Genomic DNA, 22,216 nt, shown 5'->3' on the forward strand with positions numbered 1-22,216 from the left:
TTGATTATTCACTATAGATAAATACTTATTACTTGTGTGTAATTATTGGTATCTACCTGTGAGCGCAGCGATTCGCTGTAATTCTCATTACCTGAGTTACTATAACTGTGATTTTCAGGATATTAAAGGTCGAGTATCAAAGAGGAGTAAATTTGATACATAACAGTAACTGAGTTTTTAACATCATTTATGATGCATTCCATATTATTGACAAAGTTACGGATAAGTCACGTGATAAACAAGATTCGCACTCAACTAGTTCAAAATGCCGCATCAATTTTGCGATCTCCAGTCCAGTTATTGCCTAAAACAGTACAAAAAAGAGCCTTATTGGAAGCGCTGAAAAGTGTATTCAAAGAAGCTCTAGAAGACGGTGACTTTGAGTTCCTTGAAGATAAGTGGCTTAAAGTTTCGATCAAGGATATGGGATTAAGTTGGTGTATTAGCTACCAAAATGAGCAACTAGTTGTAGCTGATAAAGAGGTTTCTGAAGATGTAAGCTTTAGCGGTAACCTTAATGATCTTGTGCTTATTGCAGGGCGTAAAGAAGACCCAGATACGCTTTTCTTCCAGCGTCGACTGTCGATTGAGGGGGATACTGAGCTCGGTTTAGAGGTCAAAAACTTGATGGATAGCGTAGATTTGGACTTATTGCCGACTCCGATGAAAACTTTGTTAAATCAATTAGCTGATTTTGTGCAGAAGGGAGTACAATCCCCAGATACACAAAGTGAGGTAATGAATGCTTATTCGAACTGAAGCACCGGCAGATATACTTGTCATTGATCGTTTATTGAAATCTGTTTTTGAAACGGATGCAGAAGCTAATTTGGTTATGAGCTTACGTGAGAATAGTCATTTAACCTTGTCGCTGGTGGCTTGTTCAGATGACGGTGAGGTGGTTGGTCACCTGATGTTTAGCCCTGTGACGCTTGATGGCGAAGACCACAACTGGCAAGGCTTAGCTCCTTTAGCGGTAAAAGCAGAGTGCAGAAACCAAGGCATCGCAAAATCTTTGGTTGAAGAAGCTTTCTCTACTTTGGTTGATTTTGGATACCCAGCCTGTGTTGTGCTCGGTGATCCTGCTTACTACGGTCGTTTTGGTTTTAAAGCCGCAAGTGAGTTTGGCTTTAGCTGCATTTGGGATGTACCTGAAGGTGCCTTCCAAGCTATCGAGTTAGTCGACGGCGTACTTGCTGGTCATTCAGGTAAGATTGCTTATAGCCCTGAGTTTAACGACTTATAGGCCTTATTCACTAAGCAATGTGATGCAAACTGATTTAGTCTAAATAAAGGAGCTTGATGCTCCTTTATTTTTTGTTAGTATCAGCCCCAATGAGCTTCTTTTCAGTTCGCTCTAACAAGACCAATACCAATAAACCTAAGGTTACACCGCTAGATATGTCACAAACACACGCACAATACCTGCAAGAGATGGGCATTAGCCAATGGGAGCTTAGTCATCCTGAGCGCTTGGCTGGCTACGAATCTGAATTGATTCCGCTATCGAGCGACTGCAAGTTACTATTGGTTTCACCTGAAAAACCTCAGGAAGATCTCGCCGTGATGTTTGAACGCGTACTTAAAAGTATCAAGCTCGATTTATCTCAAGCTTTACACCTTCAACCGCAACACTTGTCTGCTGTGGATTTAGGTTCGGTTGAATGGGTATGGTTTGCTGGTTGTGACTCTGCCCATGAACTGAAGGCAAAAACACTTCAATCTCCATTACTGTCTGACATTAACGGTAATAACCAACATCGCCGCGACTTATGGCAACAAATTTGTGCTTATGACTAATCAATTATTACCCACTTCAGAACAACACCTCGACGCTATTTGGCAGATTGAGCAGACCGCGCATTCTCATCCTTGGTCTGAAAACATGATTCGTGATCTTAATAGCCGTGGAGGCTGTCACCGTGTTTTAGAGGTGGACGGAAAGGTTGTCGGCTATTTCTATGCTCAGAACATTGTCGGTGAAGTGACTTTGCTGACGATAGCGGTTGACCCTAAGAAGCAAGGTAAAGGTTACGGCAAAGCTTTGGTTGAGCACTTTCTCGATATGTGTGAACAAGCTGACGCTGAGAGTGCTTGGCTGGAAGTTCGCGAAAGTAATGTGAATGCGTTTAATCTTTACGAGAAGGCTGGCTTTAATGAAGTTGACCGTCGTCGTAACTATTACCCAACCAAGCAAGGCAACGAAGATGCGATCATTATGAGCTATCTTTTCATGTCGTTTAGCTAGTCATGTTACGTTTTTTAGCCGACTAAATAACTAACCACAGAATTAGCCTCAAAATAGGGTGCAAACTGACCCTTTAGAAAGTGACACGCTTTCTGTATAATCCGCACACAGAATTCAAGGGCAAGTATTATCTACTTGCCCTTTTTACGCTTTAGATCAGCAAAGGGCGACTATGTCTTTCCAACAAGAAGTGAGCAAACGTAGAACGTTTGCAATTATCTCTCACCCGGATGCGGGTAAAACCACGATTACTGAAAAAGTTCTTTTATTCGGAAACGCGATTCAAAAAGCGGGTACCGTAAAAGGCCGTGGCTCTAACCAGCACGCTAAATCTGACTGGATGGAGATGGAAAAAGAACGTGGTATCTCGGTAACTACGTCTGTAATGCAATTCCCATACAACGATTGCCTAGTAAACCTACTCGATACTCCAGGACACGAAGATTTCTCGGAAGATACGTACCGTACACTAACAGCGGTTGACTCTTGTTTGATGGTTATCGATGCTGCAAAAGGTGTCGAAGATCGTACTCGTAAACTGATGGAAGTAACACGTCTACGTGATACACCAATCGTAACGTTTATGAACAAACTTGACCGTGATGTTCGTGACCCAATGGAAGTGCTAGATGAAGTGGAAAGCGAGCTAGGTATGGCTTGTGCTCCAATCTCTTGGCCTATCGGTTGTGGTAAAGAGTTTAAAGGCGTTTACCACATTCACCGTGATGAAACGATCTTGTATGAATCTGGCCATGGCCATGAGATTCAAGAAGTTCGTATCATCAAAGGTCTAGATAACCCTGAACTAGACGAAGCTGTTGGCGAAGATCTGGCGAGCAGCGTTCGTGAAGAGCTTGAATTGGTTATTGGCGCATGCCCTGAGTTTGATCACGAACTGTTCCTTGCTGGCGAGTTGACTCCGGTTTACTTCGGTACTGCATTGGGTAACTTCGGTGTTGACCACATGCTTGACGGCCTAACTCGATGGGCTCCAGCACCTCAAACGCGTCAAGCGAATGAGCGTGATGTTGAAGCTACTGAAGAGAAGTTCTCTGGTTTCGTCTTTAAGATCCAAGCAAACATGGATCCAAAACACCGTGACCGTATCGCATTCATGCGTATCGTATCGGGTACTTACGACCAAGGTATGAAGATGAACCATGTTCGTACTGGTAAGAACGTGAGTATCTCAGATGCGGTAACCTTCATGGCGGGTGACCGTGCGCGTGCTGAAAAAGCATACGCGGGTGACATCATTGGTCTGCATAACCACGGCACAATCCAGATTGGCGATACCTTTACTCAAGGCGAAAGCTTGAAGTTCGCAGGTATTCCTAACTTTGCGCCTGAGCTATTCCGTCGTATTCGTCTGCGCGATCCACTGAAGCAGAAGCAACTTCTAAAAGGCTTGGTTCAGCTTTCTGAAGAGGGTGCGGTTCAAGTATTCCGTCCTTTGCAAAATAACGATCTGATCGTTGGTGCAGTTGGTGTACTTCAGTTTGATGTGGTTGTAGCGCGCTTGAAAGCGGAATACAACGTTGAAGCGATTTACGAAGGTGTGAACGTTGCAACTGCACGTTGGGTTGAATGTGATGACGCTAAGAAACTAGAAGAGTTCAAACGCAAGAGCCAAGCTAACCTAGCGTTAGATGGTGGTGATAACCTGTCTTACATTGCACCGACTATGGTGAATTTAAACCTAGCTTCTGAACGTTTCCCTGAAGTTCAGTTCCGAGCGACGCGCGAGCACTAATCGCTCTACGCTCTATTCGAGTTAAACAAAAACGTCTATTGTTCTGCAATAGGCGTTTTTTTATTCGTGTCATTTGAGGTTAGAGGCTTAAGGTAAGTATGTTCAGTTGGATAAAAGCTTGGATTAAGAAATACGATAAGTGGTGCGAAGAGCTTGGCTTAACGCCTGAAAATAAGCGCAGCTGCGTGGCTTATCGCCGTGATCCTCAAGGACAACAAACAGAGAGGAGGGAAGATGACACTAGAATTAAGTGAATTTCCGCTGTTTGACACCCATTGCCATGCGGACTTTGACATCTTTGAGCAAGGTATTGCACTTGATAAAGGTATTGAAGGTTACGTTAAAGAGGCGAAACAAGCACATGTCGAGAAGCTGCTGATTCCTTCTATTGGCCAAAGTAACTGGAGGAAGCTTGATAAAATCGCTCAATTTCACCCCAATATTTACTACGCATTAGGCTTCCATCCTTACTTTTTAGAGCAAGCGGAGGATGAACAATTTTCGGAACTTCGCCAATTACTCTCATCAAAAACTAGCCAATGTGTTGCGATAGGAGAGTGCGGACTCGATTTCTTTGTTGATGTAGATAGAGATAAGCAAGAGCGTTTTTTCATCCAACAAATGGAACTCGCGAAGGCGTTTGAGCTGCCTTTAATCATCCATGAAAGTAAGTCTTACAACAGAATTATTGAGCTAATAAAGCAGCACAAATTCACTTTGGGTGGCGTGATTCACGGATTTTCGGGGAGTGAGCAGCAGGCTTTGGCGTGGATCAAGCTCGGTTTCTATATTGGCGTCGGTGGAACGATAACTTACCCAAGAGCGCAAAAAACGCGCACAACCATCGCTAAATTGCCCCTTGAATGCTTGGTGTTGGAAACGGATGCTCCCGACATGCCAGTGTACGGAAACCAAGGAAATGTTAATCATTCCAAATATTTAGTTACGATATTAAATGAACTTATTCTGCTTAGAAATGAGACAAAGCAATCGGTTGCAACGCAAATATGGCAAAATAGCCATCGTGCATTCGGTATATGTGAATAAAATCGAAGGTTTTTGTTTATCGTTTGCGTAAATTGCATTGAGCTTGTGATTTAGCTCACATTTGCGTGTGAATGGTACATGAATCTTGTACGAAAGTGTGAGGATGGCATTACTTTATTAGTGGTCGCATGAGTATAATTGCCTCCGCTTTATAGCCCCATTTTGTAACACGCCAATAAATAACTAATAAGGAAGTCATAAACTATGAGCCTGTTTATGAGCCTCGTCGGAATGGTTGCACTGATTGCAATCGCAGTACTACTATCTGACAACCGCAAAGCTATTAATCTAAGAACAGTGGGTGGCGCTTTCGCTATCCAATTCGCACTTGGTGCATTCGTACTTTACATCCCTTGGGGTCGTGATCTACTTGCAGGTTTCTCTGCTGGTGTAGCAAACGTGATCGACTACGGTAAAGACGGTACTGGTTTCCTATTCGGCAGCCTAGTTAACTTCTCAGTTGACGGTATCGGTTTCATCTTTGCTTTCCAAGTACTACCAACTCTGATTTTCTTCTCTGCACTTATCTCTGTACTTTACTACATTGGTGTAATGCAAATTGTAATCAAAGTTCTTGGTGGTGGTCTTCAGAAAGCTCTAGGTACTTCTCGCGCCGAGTCTATGTCTGCAGCAGCAAACATTTTCGTTGGTCAAACAGAAGCGCCTCTAGTTGTTCGTCCTTTTGTTCCTAAAATGACTAACTCTGAACTATTCGCAGTAATGTGTGGTGGTTTGGCTTCTGTAGCTGGTGGTGTACTAGCAGGTTACGCATCTATGGGTGTACCTCTAGAGTACCTAGTTGCAGCGTCATTCATGGCAGCACCTGGTGGTCTACTATTCGCTAAAATCATCAAGCCTGAAACAGATACGCCAGACGATAACATCGCTGACGAAATGGACGGTGGCGATGACAAACCAGCTAACGTTATCGACGCAGCAGCAGGTGGCGCATCAGTTGGTCTACAACTAGCTCTTAACGTTGGTGCAATGCTACTAGCATTCATCGGTCTAATTGCTCTAATCAACGGTATCCTTGGTGGCATCGGTGGTTGGTTCGGTATGGAACACCTAACTCTAGAACTTCTTCTAGGTTGGATCTTCGCACCTCTAGCATTCATCATTGGTGTTCCATGGGAAGAAGCAACTATCGCTGGTTCTTTCATTGGTCAGAAGACAGTTGTTAACGAATTCGTTGCATACCTAAACTTCGTACCATACATCGGTGAGAACGCTCAAATCGTTGAAGCGACTGGCCAAGTAATGTCTGTTAAGACTCAAGCAATTATCTCGTTCGCTCTATGTGGTTTCGCAAACCTTTCTTCAATTGCGATTCTTCTAGGTGGTCTAGGTGGTATTGCACCAAGCCGTCGCCACGACATCGCTCGTATGGGTGTTAAAGCGGTTATTGCTGGTACTCTATCTAACCTGATGGCAGCAACAATTGCTGGCTTCTTCCTGTCTTTCTAATTAGTTAGAAATCGATATATAGACGCCATAATAATATCGCCCCGTAGCAAGAAATTGCTGCGGGGCTTTTTTGTTTTTGGGCCCCATGATTTTTGCAAGAGCATGAACATATGCTCGGAGTCGAAAATGGGTCTAGAATGTTTTTTTGAGATACAAACCGTTTGCGTTCTAAGGAGCACTACAATTCATTGATGGATACCTATAATGTATAAGCTTAAGGGATAGGATGTCTCTGTTGGCAAGAAAGTAACCGCTTGGATTTATCTAAAGGTTATTCTTCTGGGATTAAGCCAAACTTAGCGATACGCTATAGATGTTAGACACAACATGACTGATTTGTTGTGCCATAGACCAAACTGGTACTGTGCGGTGACAAGGATTGCAATTGGTAGCGAAAGTTATCAAGTCTTCAGGGAACCAAGTCCGTTCATTTGTGGCTACTGAGCATTTTAAATTATCCATCTATACTGGATGGAAGGCGAAGTAGTTAACTATTTGAATATATTGATCGGAGATAGAAATGAGCGATTTAAAAGCAGCAGCTCTACGTGCACTTAAACTTATGGACCTAACGACGCTAAATGACGACGATACTACTGAGAAAGTAGTGGCGCTTTGTCATGACGCGAAGACTGCAGTTGGCAACACCGCTGCAATCTGTATTTACCCTCGCTTTATCCCAGCCGCTAAAAAAGCGTTGCGTGAGCAAGGTACTCCAGAAGTACGCATTGCGACTGTAACTAACTTCCCTCATGGTAATGACGACATCGAAATTGCTGTTGCAGAAACAAAAGCAGCGGTAGCGTACGGCGCAGACGAAGTTGACGTAGTATTCCCATACCGTGCTCTTATTGCTGGCAACGAAGAAGTTGGCTTTGAGCTAGTTAAACAATGTAAAGCAGCTTGTGGTGACATCACGCTTAAAGTGATCATCGAAACTGGTGAACTTAAAGAAGAAGCACTGATCAAGAAAGCTTCTCAAATCTGTATCGAAGCGGGTGCAAATTTCATCAAAACTTCAACAGGTAAAGTGCCAGTAAACGCGACTCCTGAGTTCGCGCGCATGATGCTTGAAGTTATTCGTGACATGGGCGTTGCTAAAACAGTTGGTTTCAAACCAGCTGGTGGCGTTCGTACTGCTGAAGATGCTCAAGCTTACCTAGCAATGGCTGATGAGCTATTAGGCGCTGAGTGGGCAGACAACATGCACTACCGTTTTGGTGCTTCAAGCCTACTGACTAACCTTCTTAATACATTAGAAGTGACAGACGAAACTGCTGATCCAGCAGCATACTAATTTACTCGTCATATTTGACGCCGCAGCGTTGTTGACTGCGTAAGTTCACCGGTTCGCCGGCCGTCCTAATCACATAGAGCCTCTATGCTCATAGGAATGAACTTCGATTTTCTTTCAAGAGAATAGTCGCCTAGCTGCAACGCCAAATATTTAGAGTATTGATAATAACAAGTCTGTTTGATGGAGTGGCGTTAAGTCACTCCATATTACCTCTTTATCCTACAACCATACTCGCTCAGAGTTTGGGAGGCACTAATGTATCTACCTCAAGAAATTATTCGCAGAAAGCGTGATAACGAAGTACTGACCACAGAAGAAATTAACTTCTTCATCCAAGGTGTCGCTAAAAACACGGTTTCTGAAGGCCAAATTGCTGCATTCGCAATGGCTATCTTTTTTAATGAAATGACGATGCCAGAACGTATCGCACTAACATGTGCAATGCGTGATTCAGGCATGGTGATTGACTGGAGCCACATAAATTTTGATGGCCCAATCGTTGATAAACACTCTACTGGTGGTGTTGGTGACGTAACTTCTCTGATGCTTGGCCCTATGGTGGCAGCATGTGGCGGTTTCGTTCCAATGATCTCTGGTCGTGGTTTAGGCCACACTGGCGGTACGCTAGACAAGCTAGAATCTATCCCTGGTTACAATATTACACCTACCAACGATGTGTTTGGTGCAGTAACCAAAGAAGCTGGCGTGGCGATTATTGGCCAAACGGGCGACCTAGCTCCTGCTGATAAGCGCGTTTACGCGACTCGTGATATCACTGCAACCGTAGATAACATCTCGCTAATCACCGCTTCAATCCTATCTAAGAAATTGGCTGCTGGCCTTGATTCTTTAGTGATGGACGTAAAAGTAGGTTCAGGCGCATTCATGCCAACGTATGAAGCTTCTGAAGAACTAGCGAAATCTATCGTGGCAGTAGCAAACGGTGCGGGTACTAAAACAACAGCAATCCTAACGGACATGAACCAAGTTCTTGCTTCTTCAGCGGGTAACGCAGTCGAAGTACGTGAAGCGGTTCAATTCCTAACTGGCGAATACCGCAACCCACGCTTGTTAGAAATTACGCTAGCGTCTTGCGCGGAAATGTTGGTGCTGGGTAACCTAGCAAAAGATTCAGATGAAGCGCGTGAAAAACTGATGGCAGTACTGGATAACGGTAAAGCAGCAGAGTGCTTCGGTAAGATGGTAGCGGGCCTTGGTGGTCCAGCAGATTTCGTAACGAACTACGACAACTATCTAGAAAAAGCAGAAATTGTTAAACCAGTGTACGCACTTGAAAGCGGTGTAGTATCAGCGATGGATACGCGTGCAATTGGTATGGCTGTCGTTGGTATGGGCGGTGGTCGCCGCGTAGCAACAGACAGCATTGATTACGCAGTCGGTTTTGATAGCTTCATTCGCCTTGGCGAAGTAGCAAGTGACGATAAACCATTAGCAATGATTCATGCTCGCAATGAACAACAGTGGCAAGAAGCTGCGACGGCATTACAAAATGCAATCACTGTGGGCGGAGAATATACAGCAACGCCAGACGTTTACCGTCAGATTCGTTCTGAAGACGTGTAAATAACAGGTATCGGTATACCTCGTGTATACCGATAAACAGAGTTCTGGTGCAAAGAGCAATAAGTTGGTGAAGAAAATGAAAAGAGCATTTATTTTAGTTTTAGATTCATTCGGTATCGGTGAAACAGCGGATGCTGACACATTCGGCGATGTAGGTTCGGATACAATGGGTCACATTGCTGACCATTGTGATCAAGGTCTTGCAGACAACGCGGATCGTAAAGGTCCACTAACGCTGCCAAACCTGTCTAAGCTAGGCTTAGCAATGGCTCACAAAGAGTCTACAGGTCGTTTTGCTCCTGGTATGGATGCAGACGCTGAGATCATTGGCGCTTACGGTCACGCTGCTGAGCTGTCTTCTGGTAAAGACACGCCATCAGGTCACTGGGAAATCGCAGGTGTTCCTGTACTGTTTGACTGGGGCTACTTCACCGACAAAGAGAACAGCTTTCCAAAAGAACTGACTGACCGAATCCTTGAGCGTGCTGGTTTATCTGACTTCTTAGGTAACTGCCACTCATCGGGTACAGAAATCCTAGACAATCTAGGTGAAGAACACATGAAGACTGGCTTGCCAATCTTCTACACTTCTGCTGACTCTGTTTTCCAGATCGCTTGTCACGAAGAGACATTCGGCCTACCAAACCTATTAGACCTTTGTCAGATTGCTCGTGAAGAGCTAGCTGACTACAACATTGGTCGTGTTATCGCTCGTCCGTTTATTGGTGCTGGTAAAGGTCAATTCGAACGTACTGGTAACCGTCGCGATCTTTCTGTGGAGCCGCCAGCGGCAACTATCCTTCAGAAGCTTGTTGATGAGAAGGGCGGCAACGTTCACTCAATCGGTAAGATCTCTGATATCTACGCAGGTTGTGGTATCACTCAGAAAACGAAAGCAACAGGTATCCCAGCGCTATTTGAAGCAACCAAAGAAGCGATCACTGAAGCAGGCGACAACACTATCGTGTTCACTAACTTCGTTGATTTCGACTCAGCTTACGGCCACCGCCGTGATGTTGCTGGTTACGCAGCGGCGCTTGAGTACTTCGATGGTCGCATCAATGAAATCATCGATATGATGAAAGAAGATGACGTGCTTATCCTGACAGCAGACCACGGTTGTGACCCAACATGGCCGGGTTCAGACCATACTCGTGAGCATATCCCTGTGATTGTTTACGGTAACAAGGTTCCTGCAGGCTCTCTAGGCCGTCGTGATACCTTCGCTGATATCGGTCAAAGCTTAGCGTCATACTTCGGCACATCGCCAATGGGATACGGTACAAGCTTTTTATAATAGTTAGTTAGTTAGAGAGAGGGAAACCTCTCTCTTCTTTTTTGTTTTGAGATTAAGGATATTTTCAATGGCTACTCCACATATTAATGCTGAAATGGGTGATTTCGCTGACGTAGTTCTAATGCCAGGCGATCCGCTACGTGCTAAATACATTGCTGAGACCTTCTTAGAAGAAGTGGTTCAGGTGTGTGATGTTCGTAATATGTTTGGTTACACCGGTACTTACAAAGGTCGTAAGGTGTCAGTAATGGGGCACGGTATGGGCATCCCATCTTGTTCTATTTACGCGACTGAGCTAATCAAAGACTTTGGTGTGAAAAAGATCATTCGTGTCGGCAGTTGTGGTGCAGTAAGCGAAGATATTAAAGTGCGTGATGTGGTTATCGGCATGGGTGCGTGTACCGACTCAAAAGTGAATCGTATTCGCTTTAAAGGTCATGATTTCGCGGCTATCGCAGATTACAAAATGGTGCGCGCGGCAGAAGATGCAGCCAAAGCTCGCGGTGTCGACGTAAAAGTGGGCAACCTGTTCTCGGCTGAGCTGTTCTACACGCCAGATCCTGACATGTTTGAAGTGATGGACAAGTACGGCATTGTTGGCGTAGAGATGGAAGCGGCAGGTATCTACGGTGTGTGTGCTGAATACGGCGCAAAAGCTCTGACGATTTGTACTGTTTCTGATCATATCAAAACCGGTGAGCAAACCACATCAGATGAACGTCAAACGACCTTCAATGACATGATGATTATTGCACTCGACTCAGTGCTGCTTGGCGACCAAGAATAATTGTTTTGCTATAGCTTGATAAGCTAACAGATAACAAAAAGCCCCGTCGCTGCCAGAGCGTCGGGGCTTTTTAATGGTAATGATTTATTACTGAGCATTATTTCTTGGATTCTGAAGGCTATGTGATTTCAATCGAAATAAATCATGTTGCCTAATCCGAGGTTTTTATTTCATGATCCCAAGGTCAAAAGCCCAAGCTCCAAGGCTCTGTGACAGAGCTTATGAGTTTGCATTCTTAAGCAGTAAATTCTCACCAGACTTGGTTTTTCTTCTACGAATTAGCATGACGAACAGCACACCACTGACAAACCCCATCAAGACCATGCCGATCATGTAACGATCGCTCTTACGGTAATGGTGATCAGAAATCGCCGTCATTTTTCCTGTTTCAAAAGTCACTCGAATAAAGCCGATGATCGTTTTTTCTGGCGAGTAGATAGGTTCAACTAATTGTTGCCTGCCGATACTTGCTGTTGAAAGTGGCGTGTCTAAGCCCAGAACTTCGCGTACCGAGAGTGCTTTTTCGCTTGAAGCCAGTCGAATCCCCTCTGCATCATAGATGGTGGTATCGAATACCAGTCGATCTTGGGAAAGCTGATTGGTCAGTTCAAGCAGTCGTTCTTGATCTTGTTGGGTAATCGCTTTGCTAGCCGAAAGCGAGGCCTGCGAGATAAGTAATTTAGTCAGCGTCTCTAGCTGCTTTGCTTGGATTTTCTCGTTACCTTTACTGATCACGACCGTATTTTTAATCGTTACAACGAACATAGTAGCCAGCAAAATGAGGGCTAGCATTCGTAAAGCGTTACGTATTGAGAACAATGATTCATTCATGTTTCACGAAGCCTGAAATAAACAAATGTTATGATTAAGACATATTGAGACTTGCGTTTTCAAATTGCAATAGGTTAACGTTTAGCATAGTTAATTAGGAATCATACACATGGACGCTCAGAAATATCTGCCGATTAAAAGGCATACAACATTATTAACTCGACTCCCCGAGACTCGTTTCGCTTCTCAACTCGCTAAAGCCAAAGCCAACTGGATCGTATTCGGCGAGTACTTGTCTCCTCAATCTTTTGATGACATCGACTTTTTCACAGGCACTTACAACACCATTCTCGACACGTGGAAAGTTGGGCATTATGAAGTGGCGTTGATGTCTGGAAACTTAACCCCAGCGCACGAAGAAATCCTACAGGCATTAAAACTCGATTATGCTTGCCTTAGCGAGGTCCCAGACTTATCTAAGCCAGGTTTGATTGTGATGGATATGGATTCCACAGCAATTCAAATTGAATGTATTGATGAAATAGCAAAGCTAGCGGGTGTTGGAGAGTTAGTCTCTGAGATCACGGAGCGAGCGATGCAAGGTGAACTCGACTTTGAACAGAGCTTACGCCAGCGAGTCGGTGCACTTAAAGGTGCTGATGAAGCTATCTTAGAGCAAGTTCGTCAGTCACTGCCTTTCATGCCTGACTTAGTAGAACTCGTGAACACACTGAATAAGCTGGGTTGGAAAACGGCGATTGCGTCTGGTGGTTTCACATACTTCTCTGATTACTTAAAAGATACGCTTGAGCTTGACCATGCTCAGTCAAATACTCTCGAAATCGTTAACGGCAAACTGACAGGTGAAGTCCTAGGTGATGTTGTTTCGGCGCAGACCAAAGCGGATATCTTGGTAGAACTTGCTGAAGAGTATGAGCTGGAACTGCACAACACCGTTGCAGTAGGTGATGGTGCCAATGATTTGGTGATGATGCGATCTGCGGGCTTAGGCATTGCCTATCATGCGAAACCTAAAGTAGAGCAACAAGCTCAAACCGCTGTGCGTTACGCGGGTTTAGGCGGAGTGCTGTGTATCTTGTCTGGCGTATTAGCTAAGCAGCAAAAAATCAGCTGGCAAGCGAAGCCTTAGTCATATTCGTTAAGCGCGAAACAAGAGCGCATTTACAACGGACACAAAAAAGCAGGCGATGAGCCTGCTTTTTTATTTTTGTCTCTGGAGTATGGATGACTTAGATCGATAGTCCAGAGGTTTGGATTAACGAGTCAGCTCTAATCGAATCAACACTTCATCGGTAATATCTTCTATCTCGCCGTAGCCGATAAAAGCGGTAATTTCGTTCTCTAGCTTTTTCGCTTGATGCATACTGATTCGAGATAACTCTTCTAAGTCTGACTGGAACAAGCTGGTCAAAGGATTGAAGATAGGCGCTGTTGTAACTCGCAATACATACACATCACCTAAGTGCTGTGCTTTCTTAATGAATAAGATGCGTTCTTTTGCAGACGCGAAATCTTTGACCAATTTAGTATGTACGGATTGGATCTTGTCGCCAAACTTAACCGCAGCAATGTACACATCATGATGTTTAGGCTCGGCACCTTGAATCTTTTTCAGTGGCTCCGCCAATAGCGAATTAGAGTGGCCTTTGAAAATCGGTTCCAGTGAAAACTTTTGGTTATGACCAAGCTTAGCGAGCAGTGCTAGATGTTTATTCAGTGGGAAGTTCACACCAATGATCTTACAACGTAGTGTTGAGCTTGGTTTATCAATGAATATTGGGTTACTGACCATCTTGCTCAACAGAATATTATGCAGAGATTCAAGGAGCGAGTGGGTTGGTAATATTTCTTGCTTCTTAACCAATTTGCTTTGGTTTTGATCAATTAGGCCATTTAAGAATGCGATGGTACGCATTGTTTTGGCGTTCTCAGCGATAACCAATTGCACATTACGACCGTTGGGGCTCACTCGAATAACATGATAAGGAACCGTACTGAGCGGTAGCTTTTTGTCATAGAGTTGCAGCTCATTGAAGTTCACCAACACAGGGTCATTAATCTTCAAAACCATTGGGTGTTCAAGGGTAACGCTAAGACCACGTTTAGAAATGTCTAAGGTGTTTCCATTCGCAGCCGCTCCGTCTTGAGAGGTCAGTTGCAGCGGCGATTTGAATTGGTATCTCGGTTCTTTACGGCGAGTTTGAGAGTCAAAGTAGATACTTTGAATATTGCCTACTACAGAACGCGGGTGACGGAAGCGGTTCAGTTCACTGCTTGGAATGCGCGGTTTTTCACTCAATAGATAGTCAGCCGCGCTTTCGTGATCGCCAATCTCTTGCAAGATTCCACAATGCGTCAGTTGCGCTGAGCTTTGAGCTAGCGTATCTGAATGTTTCGCGAGTGCTTGTCTTTCGGTATCCGATAGTTCGAATACCGAGAACTTAAACGCTTTCCAGCTGGTACGTTTACCACCTATGTGCCAAAACAACTGTCTTTGCTCACGAGAGGCTTCGGGTAGCATCATCGAATAGAACAAAGTCTTATTTTGATGCTCATGAGTAAACGAATAGATGACGTTACTCGTGCCTTTAACGCCAGGCTTAGCAAGCAGGTTCATTCGTTGCTCGTTAAATAGAGTCCCTAGTGCTTGCTGGTTTCGCTCATCATGCCAGTATTGCCACAATGGATGGTTATTATCGGTTAGCAATGCCAGTTTAAGTTCGCTACCACTGAAGAACAGCGGAAGGTTACAGGTGTGCTTGAGATAGGTATGTTCGATGCCTCGAGTACGAGTTCGAATAAACCGGTCTTGATTCTCGTGACTGGTTTTCTTACTAGAGCTATTCAAAGATTCATCAAGCAAGCGAGCAACGAGGCTTGAATCGCCAATCTTGATCGTTCTCAGGAACTTAACGGCATTATTTTCGTAAGACTCGTCAATGCCCAGCACTCGAAACTCCACGATGTCGTTGCTGTCTGTTTCCAAAGACTTCTCAACAAGCTCTGTGAATTTTACTTCGATGATTTCGCCAAGGTTATATCTAAAGGCACTTGGTACTTTGAATTTGGCACCCGAAGGCGAAATGTCGACTGTCACACCGTGTAGGCTTTGACCTTTAGATGTGGTGATCTCAACCTGAGAGCTGATCTTGAGTCTGTTTTCTTGACGTTTTAGGTCATAGCCTAGGTTGATGGCCTCGGCTTCATAAGGGCTATTCGCACTGGTGATGTCGTTGTTGTCTTGAGAAGACGTTTTAACGATATTACGAAGCGGCTGAGTTCGTGGGGTCATGACTAATTCCCACGTGCCTTCGGTATAGCCTTTAAATTTTTTGGTACCACGCTGATACGCATTTAACGCAATGTCGTCAAGCCAGTGCTTACGTCCATCGAGCGTAAACTGACGGCATTCATTATCAATACGTCCGCGTAAATCAATGCTCTTTGTACACGGAGCCATGATACGATTCAGTTCCATTTTAACGAGCAATTTCAGAGACGGGGATTCACCTTCTGTCATTTGAGAAAGAAGGAAGTCGAAATCCTCAGCGTGATAGGCTGGGATGAGTCGCTCTGCTACAGATAGAATTTCAGATTGCTGCATACTTTTCTTGTTAGAATGGACGGTACGTTTATGTTATCGACTAGTTTAAATCGATCTTTAAGTATAAGTGGTATGACTGCAACTTTTATTTTCACCCGTACGGTCAAATAAGTCACAAATTGACAACATCATTGTGTAACTGAGTAAATTATTGAGGTTTTATGGCTAAGGCAAAACGAGCTTATGTGTGTAATGACTGTGGTGCTGACTTTCCGCGTTGGCAAGGACAGTGCAATGCATGTGGTGCTTGGAACACGATTACAGAAGTTAGGCTAGCGGCTTCACCTCAAGTTACGCGTAATGAACGACTCAGTGGTGGTTACGCGGGTGGCACAACAGAATCTTCGGTTCAAACACTCTCTGAGATTGACCTGCAAGAAGTCCCTCGCTTTAGTAGCGGCTTCAAAGAGCTCGACCGCGTACTTGGTGGCGGTGTCGTTCCTGGCGCTGCAATTCTGATCGGTGGTAATCCCGGTGCAGGCAAATCAACACTGTTACTGCAGACCATGTGTCAGCTTTCTGCGCAATTACCGACTCTCTATGTCACTGGGGAAGAATCCTTACAGCAGGTAGCGATGCGTGCCTCTCGATTGGGCTTACCAAAAGAGCACTTAAAAATGCTCTCTGAAACCAACGTTGATAAAATCTGTCAGGTCGCTGAAAAAGAACAACCTAAGATAATGGTTATCGACTCTATTCAAGTAATGCATGTCGCTGATGTTCAATCATCGCCAGGCAGTGTCGCTCAAGTTCGTGAGTCAGCAACTGCACTAACGCGCTATGCGAAACAGAATAACGTTGCTGTGTTCTTAGTTGGACACGTAACTAAAGACGGTACACTGGCTGGCCCCAAGGTACTTGAACACATTATTGACTGTTCCGTGCTGTTAGATGGCGGAACCGATAGCCGCTTTAGAACGCTGCGCAGTCACAAGAACCGTTTTGGTGCGGTCAATGAGTTGGGTGTGTTTGCAATGACAGGCCAAGGCCTGAAAGAAGTTAGCAATCCATCAGCCATTTTCCTTTCTCGCGGTGAAGAAGAAACCTCAGGCAGTTCAGTGATGGTGGTTTGGGAAGGGACGCGTCCACTTCTTGTTGAAATCCAAGCGCTGGTGGACTATTCGCAGCTGGCAAACCCGCGTCGTGTCGCGGTTGGTCTTGAGCAAAATCGACTGTCATTGTTATTAGCAGTGCTGCATAAACATGGCGGCTTACAAATGGCTGACCAAGATGTGTTTGTGAATGTCGTTGGTGGTGTTAAAGTAACCGAAACCAGCGCAGATCTAGCATTAGTGATGGCGTTACTTTCTAGTTTTAGAGACCGAGCACTACCGAAAGATGTGGTTGTGTTTGGTGAAGTAGGCCTTGCGGGTGAGATTCGACCAGTACCAAGTGGACAAGAGCGTTTGAATGAAGCGTTTAAGCATGGTTTTAAGAGCGCGATAGTGCCTGCTGCTAACATGCCTAAAGGCGGCATTCCTGGAATGCAGATCCACGGGGTCAAAAAATTATCAGAGGCAATTAATGCGTTTGATGAGTTGTAATTGAGCTCACTTCAGCTACTCTATACAGCAGAAAATCAGTCTAACTTGAACGCTAATAGCGCTTTAGGTTAGCACTAAACCTAACAATCATTTAGATTGTTTCTACAGATTGCCTTTTCGTTTTTGTTACGAAAAGGCAAAGTTTTTTAGTCCCAAATGCATGCAAAGCTATCAGTCCTCACAGATTGTGATATACTCTGCGCGCATTTTATATCCTATTAACAGAGTAAGACAATGGCAGATTTATCGAAATACAGAAACATTGGTATTTTCGCGCACGTTGATGCGGGTAAAACAACTACCACTGAGCGTATCCTTAAGCTAACTGGTCAGATCCACAAGACTGGTGAAGTACATGATGGCGAATCAACTACTGACTTCATGGAACAGGAAGCTGAGCGCGGAATTACTATCCAATCAGCAGCTGTAAGCTGTTTCTGGAACGGTCACCGTCTAAACGTTATCGATACTCCTGGACACGTTGACTTCACAGTTGAAGTATACCGTTCTCTTAAAGTACTTGATGGCGGTATCGGTGTATTCTGTGGTTCTGGTGGTGTTGAACCACAATCAGAAACTAACTGGCGCTACGCTAACGAATCAGAAGTATCTCGTCTGATCTTCGTTAACAAACTAGACCGTATGGGTGCAGATTTCTACAACGTTGTTGACCAAGTTAAAAACGTTCTAGGTGCAACTCCTCTAGTTATGGTTCTACCAATCGGCCGCGAAGATGAATTCGTGGGTGTTGTAGACCTTCTAAGCCGTAAAGCATACGTTTGGGATGACACTGGTCTTCCTGAAAACTACGAAATCCTAGATGTTCCTGCGGACATGGTAGACGACGTAGAGCAATACCGTGAAGAGCTAATCGAAACTGCTGTAGAGCAAGACGATGACCTAATGGAAGCTTACATGGAAGGTGAAGAGCCTTCTATCGAAGACATCAAGCGTTGTATCCGTAAAGGTACTCGTGACCTAGCGTTCTTCCCAACTTACTGTGGTTCTGCATTCAAGAACAAGGGTGTTCAAATCATCCTTGACGCTGTTGTAGATTACCTACCTTCTCCAACTGAAGTTGATCCTCAACCTCTAATGGATGAGAACGGTGAAGAAACTGGTAACCACGCTATCGTTTCTACTGAAGAAACGTTTAAAGCTCTTGCATTCAAAATCATGGATGACCGTTTCGGTGCTCTAACTTTCGTTCGTATTTACTCTGGTAAATTGAACAAAGGCGACACGATTCTTAACTCATTCACAGGTAAAACTGAGCGTGTTGGCCGTATGGTTGAGATGCAAGCTGATGACCGTAACGAACTAACTAGCGCACAAGCTGGTGACATCATTGCGATCGTTGGTATGAAGAACGTGCAAACAGGTCACACTCTATGTGATCCTAAAGATCAAGTAACGCTTGAGCCAATGGTTTTCCCAACTCCAGTAATCTCTATCGCAGTATCTCCAAAAGATAAAGGCGGTTCTGAGAAAATGGGTATCGCGATCGGTAAAATGGTTGCAGAAGACCCATCTTTCCAAGTTGAAACTGACGAAGAAACTGGCGAAACTATCCTGAAAGGTATGGGTGAGCTTCACCTAGACATCAAGGTAGATATCCTTAAGCGTACTTACGGCGTTGACCTAACAGTTGGTGCTCCTCAAGTTGCTTACCGTGAAACTATCACTCAAGCAATTGAAGATAGCTACACGCATAAGAAACAGTCTGGTGGTTCTGGTCAATTCGGTAAGATCGATTACCGTATCAAGCCTGGCGAACCTGGTTCTGGCTTTACGTTCTCTTCAAAAGTTGTTGGCGGTAACGTACCTAAAGAATTCTGGCCTGCTGTTGAGAAAGGCTTTGCTGGCATGATGGAAAACGGCGTACTAGCTGGCTTCCCTACGCTAGACGTTGAAGTTGAACTTTACGATGGTGGTTTCCACGCAGTCGATTCATCTGCAATCGCATTTGAAATCGCAGCGAAAGGTGCATTCCGTCAATCTATGCCTAAAGCTGGCGCGCAACTTCTTGAGCCAATCATGAACGTTGACGTATTTACTCCAGAAGATCACGTTGGTGATGTTATCGGTGACCTTAACCGTCGTCGTGGCATGATCAAAGATCAACAAGCTGGCGTAACTGGCGTTCGTATTAAAGCTGACGTACCACTTTCAGAAATGTTTGGTTACATCGGTCACCTACGTACAATTACTTCAGGCCGTGGCCAATTCTCTATGGAATTCGCACAGTACTCTCCATGTCCAATGAACGTGGCAGAAGAAGTAATCGCTAAAGTTAAAGCAGAAAAAGAAGCTGGTAAGTAATTAGCCCTTTTCTAAATTAACTAAAAAAGCCCCGCAAGTGAAAGCTTGCGGGGCTTTTTGTTGCTTGTAACATATTGCGAGATGCGAGATGCGAGATGCGAGATGCGAGATGCGAGATGCGAGATGCGAGATGCGAGATGCGAGATGCGAGATGCGAGGTTGATACGGTGATGTTGATATGGTCCCGTATTAAGCAGATACGGGACAAATTTAGATAGAGCTAAAAAGAGAGGGACTAGCGTTTCAAATCAATGTAAATCTGCTCTACTTTAGTACGAGCCCAGTCTGTTTTACGCAAAAACTTTAAGCTAGATTTAATGCTTGGGTCTTTTTTGAAACAGTTGATGTTCACCATGTAACTCAACTCTTCCCAACCGTAATGCTCAACCAATTCAGTCAGTAGCTTCTGCAATGTGATGCCGTGAAGTGGGTTATTTTCTTGTGTCATGAGATGTTCTCGCCATTTATTTGAGCCCAGTATATCAGTTTCGCTTTATGAATTATCAGACCATTTAAGTTCGTAATCTGTCTCGATAATAGAAAGTTCTTCTCGACCTTTATTTCCAAACAACTGAACCTGACTTTGAATCCAAGCTTCAAAGCGTTTGATTTTCTCGCGATGAAAGTATCCAGCAGGCGCACATAGGAAGTAATTGTATTTGGGCTTAAGTGCGATGTTACCTATCCGTACCAGCTTCTTTTCCTGCAAATACCGATAAACCAAGCTGTGCTTAACCAGTGCGACACCTTGAACGGATAGCGCACCTTCTAAAACAAAATGCGAACCATCAAATTGCAGTGATGAACGTCCTGCCTTCGCTCCAACAACATCTAACCATAGATTCCAATCCATATCAGGCCAGCGGTCTTCAATTAGTTCGGCTTTGTGTAGGTCGTCGATGTCATAAATACCATGCTTCTCTTGGTAGATAGGGTGGCAGACAGGGTAAACCACTTCGTCCATTAACCAACGTGATTCAATGTTTGGATAACTACCATGACCATATCGAACGCAGACATCGACATTAGAGTCTTCAAACGTCACGAGCTTATTGGTTGGTTCAATCAACATGGATAGATCAGGGTGGCGATCGCGAAAGTCACCAATTCTAGGTACCAACCAGTGTTGGGCAAATGATGGCACGGTCGAAATAGACAGTTGAGTGGGATTTGGGTCTTGGTTAATTCGCCTCACACCATCTTGAATGTGGGCAAAGCCTTTCTTGGCTTGCAGGTAAAGCACTTCACCTTCATGAGTGAGTACTATTTTTCGGTGCTGACGAATAAACAAGTCTGCACCTAACCACTCTTCAAGTTGGCGAATTTGTTGGCTGACGGCAGCAGCCGTGACAAACAGCTTTTCAGCCGCGAGTTTAAAACTGCCAGTTTCAGCCGCAGTATAAAAATAGTAGATCCCTTGGAATGGTGGGGTTCGCTCTCTCACATTAGTTTGCCTTAACTGAATGCCAGTATCTATCGTTTGTCGTAAGTACGTTGTTGGTCGATTATTGACCATAACAAAGCAGATAATCAATAGGAGAAAGGTTATGAATACAATAACTGCGGGAACAAATAGTCATCAAGTATTCTTTTCATCACTGTCAGTTAAGAAATTCTATTCTAAATTTAGACTGTATCTTCAGAACCGTAGAACGAGAAAACACCTAGCTGAACTATCGGATCATTTGCTTGAAGATGTTGGTATTACCCGAGGCCAGGCTAATGAAGAGGTGAGAAAGTCATTTTGGGAGTGATTCAGATGATCAGACGTAACTCTTTCTTTTTAGGAGGAGTTACGCCACAACCAATGCTAGATCTTTGAGATATCAGAAACTTCTTCATGCAGCCATTCAGTAAACGCCGCAATACGCTCTTTTCTCGGTGAGCTAGGATCAAAACATAAGTTAACTTGAACGCCAGGTGTCATCCCAATATTAAACGGTTTAACAAGCAGGCCGCGTTCTATAAAGTCTCCGGCTAAGCTATCCGTTGCCAAGCAAACCCCATGACCCGCCATCACCGTCGTTAATCCCATATCAAATGTTCCCACCTCCATCCACTGAACAGCGGTGTCTTGCATTGGAATATTCGCTTGTCTGAACCACTCCTTCCAAGGAAAACAACCGCCTTCAAATTGGATTAACCAACACTTAAGTAGTTGTTCTGGTAGTGTGAATTTCAAAGAATTGGCGAGTTCGGGTGAGCAAAAGGGATATAGAGGTTCGTTGAACAGCACTTCAAGTGCTAAACCTTGCTCAACACACAGATCTTCCCCTTGTCGAATCGCGACATCAATTTCACCATGTTTTAGATTTGGTGTGTCACACCCTGTGAGGATCTTGATTGGTATCTCAGGGTGTTTGACTGAGAATTTCCAAAGCCTCGGCAACAACCAACGCGATGCAAAAGAGGGAGGATGATCTGCTCCAGTCAGACTGGACACTTAACTAAGCGACATTTTGTTTTTCAAAGTT

General features: G+C 44.3%; 20 protein-coding genes and 1 pseudogene. 16 read left to right on the top strand and 5 right to left on the bottom strand.

Translation table 11 applies throughout. The features are described from left to right. Positions 1 to 189 precede the first annotated feature (189 nt). The 12 genes from ED652_RS03520 to deoD all read left to right on the top strand — a co-directional run bounded on the left by ED652_RS03520 (position 190) and on the right by deoD (position 11,480). Positions 190 to 759, top strand: coding sequence for an SCP2 domain-containing protein (locus ED652_RS03520; protein WP_102306421.1), 570 nt, complete (start codon positions 190 to 192; stop codon positions 757 to 759). Beyond that, entirely contained in the window at positions 743 to 1,246 is a 504-nt protein-coding gene (locus tag ED652_RS03525) for a GNAT family N-acetyltransferase (RefSeq protein WP_017106950.1), read from the top strand. Before ED652_RS03520 ends, ED652_RS03525 begins: the two co-directional genes overlap by 17 nt. Before the next feature lie 155 nt (positions 1,247 to 1,401). After that, the gene (locus ED652_RS03530) at positions 1,402 to 1,800 is read left to right on the top strand and encodes a DNA polymerase III subunit psi (RefSeq protein WP_102326606.1); all 399 of its coding nucleotides are present in this window, start codon (positions 1,402 to 1,404) and stop codon (positions 1,798 to 1,800) included. Then, positions 1,793 to 2,248 (top strand): ribosomal protein S18-alanine N-acetyltransferase, encoded by a 456-nt coding sequence (rimI, locus tag ED652_RS03535; protein ID WP_122053508.1) that lies wholly within the window; start codon positions 1,793 to 1,795, stop codon positions 2,246 to 2,248. The genes ED652_RS03530 and rimI overlap by 8 nt, the downstream gene beginning before the upstream one ends. 172 nt (positions 2,249 to 2,420) lie before the next feature. Then, positions 2,421 to 4,001, top strand: a complete 1,581-nt coding sequence (prfC, locus tag ED652_RS03540) for a peptide chain release factor 3 (RefSeq protein ID WP_012604694.1) — start codon at positions 2,421 to 2,423, stop codon at positions 3,999 to 4,001. Between the two features lie 98 nt (positions 4,002 to 4,099). After that, positions 4,100 to 4,255: a DUF5363 family protein gene (locus ED652_RS23650; protein WP_162929894.1), complete on the top strand. Its 156-nt coding sequence runs from the start codon at positions 4,100 to 4,102 to the stop codon at positions 4,253 to 4,255. Beyond that, on the top strand, positions 4,236 to 5,048 hold the full coding sequence (locus ED652_RS03545) for a TatD family hydrolase (RefSeq protein WP_122053509.1): 813 nt from the start codon (positions 4,236 to 4,238) through the stop codon (positions 5,046 to 5,048). The genes ED652_RS23650 and ED652_RS03545 overlap by 20 nt, the downstream gene beginning before the upstream one ends. 204 nt (positions 5,049 to 5,252) lie before the next feature. Next, positions 5,253 to 6,515 carry a NupC/NupG family nucleoside CNT transporter gene (locus tag ED652_RS03550; RefSeq protein WP_017108773.1) on the top strand — a complete coding sequence of 421 codons (1,263 nt, stop codon included), beginning with the start codon at positions 5,253 to 5,255 and terminating at the stop codon, positions 6,513 to 6,515. Between the two features lie 520 nt (positions 6,516 to 7,035). Continuing rightward, complete coding sequence (gene deoC, locus ED652_RS03555; RefSeq protein ID WP_017108774.1) at positions 7,036 to 7,812, top strand: deoxyribose-phosphate aldolase; 777 nt, start codon at positions 7,036 to 7,038, stop codon at positions 7,810 to 7,812. A gap of 255 nt (positions 7,813 to 8,067) precedes the next feature. Beyond that, complete coding sequence (gene deoA, locus ED652_RS03560; protein ID WP_122053510.1) at positions 8,068 to 9,396, top strand: thymidine phosphorylase; 1,329 nt, start codon at positions 8,068 to 8,070, stop codon at positions 9,394 to 9,396. A 76-nt stretch (positions 9,397 to 9,472) separates the two neighbouring features. Next, positions 9,473 to 10,693: a phosphopentomutase gene (locus tag ED652_RS03565; RefSeq protein WP_122053511.1), complete on the top strand. Its 1,221-nt coding sequence runs from the start codon at positions 9,473 to 9,475 to the stop codon at positions 10,691 to 10,693. 67 nt (positions 10,694 to 10,760) lie between these two features. Then, the gene (gene deoD / locus ED652_RS03570) at positions 10,761 to 11,480 is read left to right on the top strand and encodes a purine-nucleoside phosphorylase (RefSeq protein ID WP_065103017.1); all 720 of its coding nucleotides are present in this window, start codon (positions 10,761 to 10,763) and stop codon (positions 11,478 to 11,480) included. A gap of 219 nt (positions 11,481 to 11,699) precedes the next feature. Here deoD and ED652_RS03575 read toward each other — a convergent pair whose 3' ends face one another. Continuing rightward, positions 11,700 to 12,311, bottom strand: coding sequence for a YtjB family periplasmic protein (locus ED652_RS03575; RefSeq protein WP_017108777.1), 612 nt, complete (start codon positions 12,309 to 12,311; stop codon positions 11,700 to 11,702). A 109-nt stretch (positions 12,312 to 12,420) separates the two neighbouring features. Between ED652_RS03575 and serB the strand changes: the two genes are divergently transcribed. Then, positions 12,421 to 13,401: a phosphoserine phosphatase gene (gene serB / locus ED652_RS03580; protein ID WP_017108778.1), complete on the top strand. Its 981-nt coding sequence runs from the start codon at positions 12,421 to 12,423 to the stop codon at positions 13,399 to 13,401. Positions 13,402 to 13,527: 126 nt separating this feature from the next. Here the strand turns inward: serB and ED652_RS03585 are convergent, their stop codons facing one another. Then, positions 13,528 to 15,876 (bottom strand): PilZ domain-containing protein, encoded by a 2,349-nt coding sequence (locus ED652_RS03585; protein WP_017108779.1) that lies wholly within the window; start codon positions 15,874 to 15,876, stop codon positions 13,528 to 13,530. A gap of 161 nt (positions 15,877 to 16,037) precedes the next feature. Here ED652_RS03585 and radA point away from each other — a divergent pair, with 161 nt between their 5' ends. Both radA and fusA read left to right on the top strand, forming a co-directional pair. Next, the gene (gene radA / locus ED652_RS03590) at positions 16,038 to 17,420 is read left to right on the top strand and encodes a DNA repair protein RadA (protein ID WP_122053512.1); all 1,383 of its coding nucleotides are present in this window, start codon (positions 16,038 to 16,040) and stop codon (positions 17,418 to 17,420) included. 234 nt (positions 17,421 to 17,654) lie between these two features. Next, complete coding sequence (gene fusA, locus ED652_RS03595; RefSeq protein WP_102543666.1) at positions 17,655 to 19,742, top strand: elongation factor G; 2,088 nt, start codon at positions 17,655 to 17,657, stop codon at positions 19,740 to 19,742. 235 nt (positions 19,743 to 19,977) lie between these two features. Here fusA and ED652_RS03600 read toward each other — a convergent pair whose 3' ends face one another. Together ED652_RS03600 and ED652_RS03605 are read right to left on the bottom strand one after the other, a co-directional pair. After that, entirely contained in the window at positions 19,978 to 20,190 is a 213-nt protein-coding gene (locus ED652_RS03600) for a VF530 family DNA-binding protein (protein WP_017106559.1), read from the bottom strand. Positions 20,191 to 20,235: 45 nt separating this feature from the next. Then, on the bottom strand, positions 20,236 to 21,186 hold the full coding sequence (locus tag ED652_RS03605; RefSeq protein WP_122053513.1) for a LysR substrate-binding domain-containing protein: 951 nt from the start codon (positions 21,184 to 21,186) through the stop codon (positions 20,236 to 20,238). Positions 21,187 to 21,289: 103 nt separating this feature from the next. On the opposite strand from ED652_RS03605, the gene ED652_RS03610 reads away from it, so the two are divergent. Further along, on the top strand, positions 21,290 to 21,496 hold the full coding sequence (locus tag ED652_RS03610; RefSeq protein ID WP_102353367.1) for a DUF1127 domain-containing protein: 207 nt from the start codon (positions 21,290 to 21,292) through the stop codon (positions 21,494 to 21,496). A 56-nt stretch (positions 21,497 to 21,552) separates the two neighbouring features. On the opposite strand, the pseudogene ED652_RS03615 reads toward ED652_RS03610, so the two are convergent. Next, positions 21,553 to 22,158, bottom strand: a pseudogene (locus tag ED652_RS03615) (LysR substrate-binding domain-containing protein); the annotation flags it as partial. Positions 22,159 to 22,216 lie beyond the last annotated feature (58 nt).

Source organism: Vibrio sp. Evd11, from assembly GCF_900382755.1.
In the GTDB taxonomy this organism is placed as follows: Bacteria; Pseudomonadota; Gammaproteobacteria; order Enterobacterales; family Vibrionaceae; genus Vibrio; species Vibrio lentus.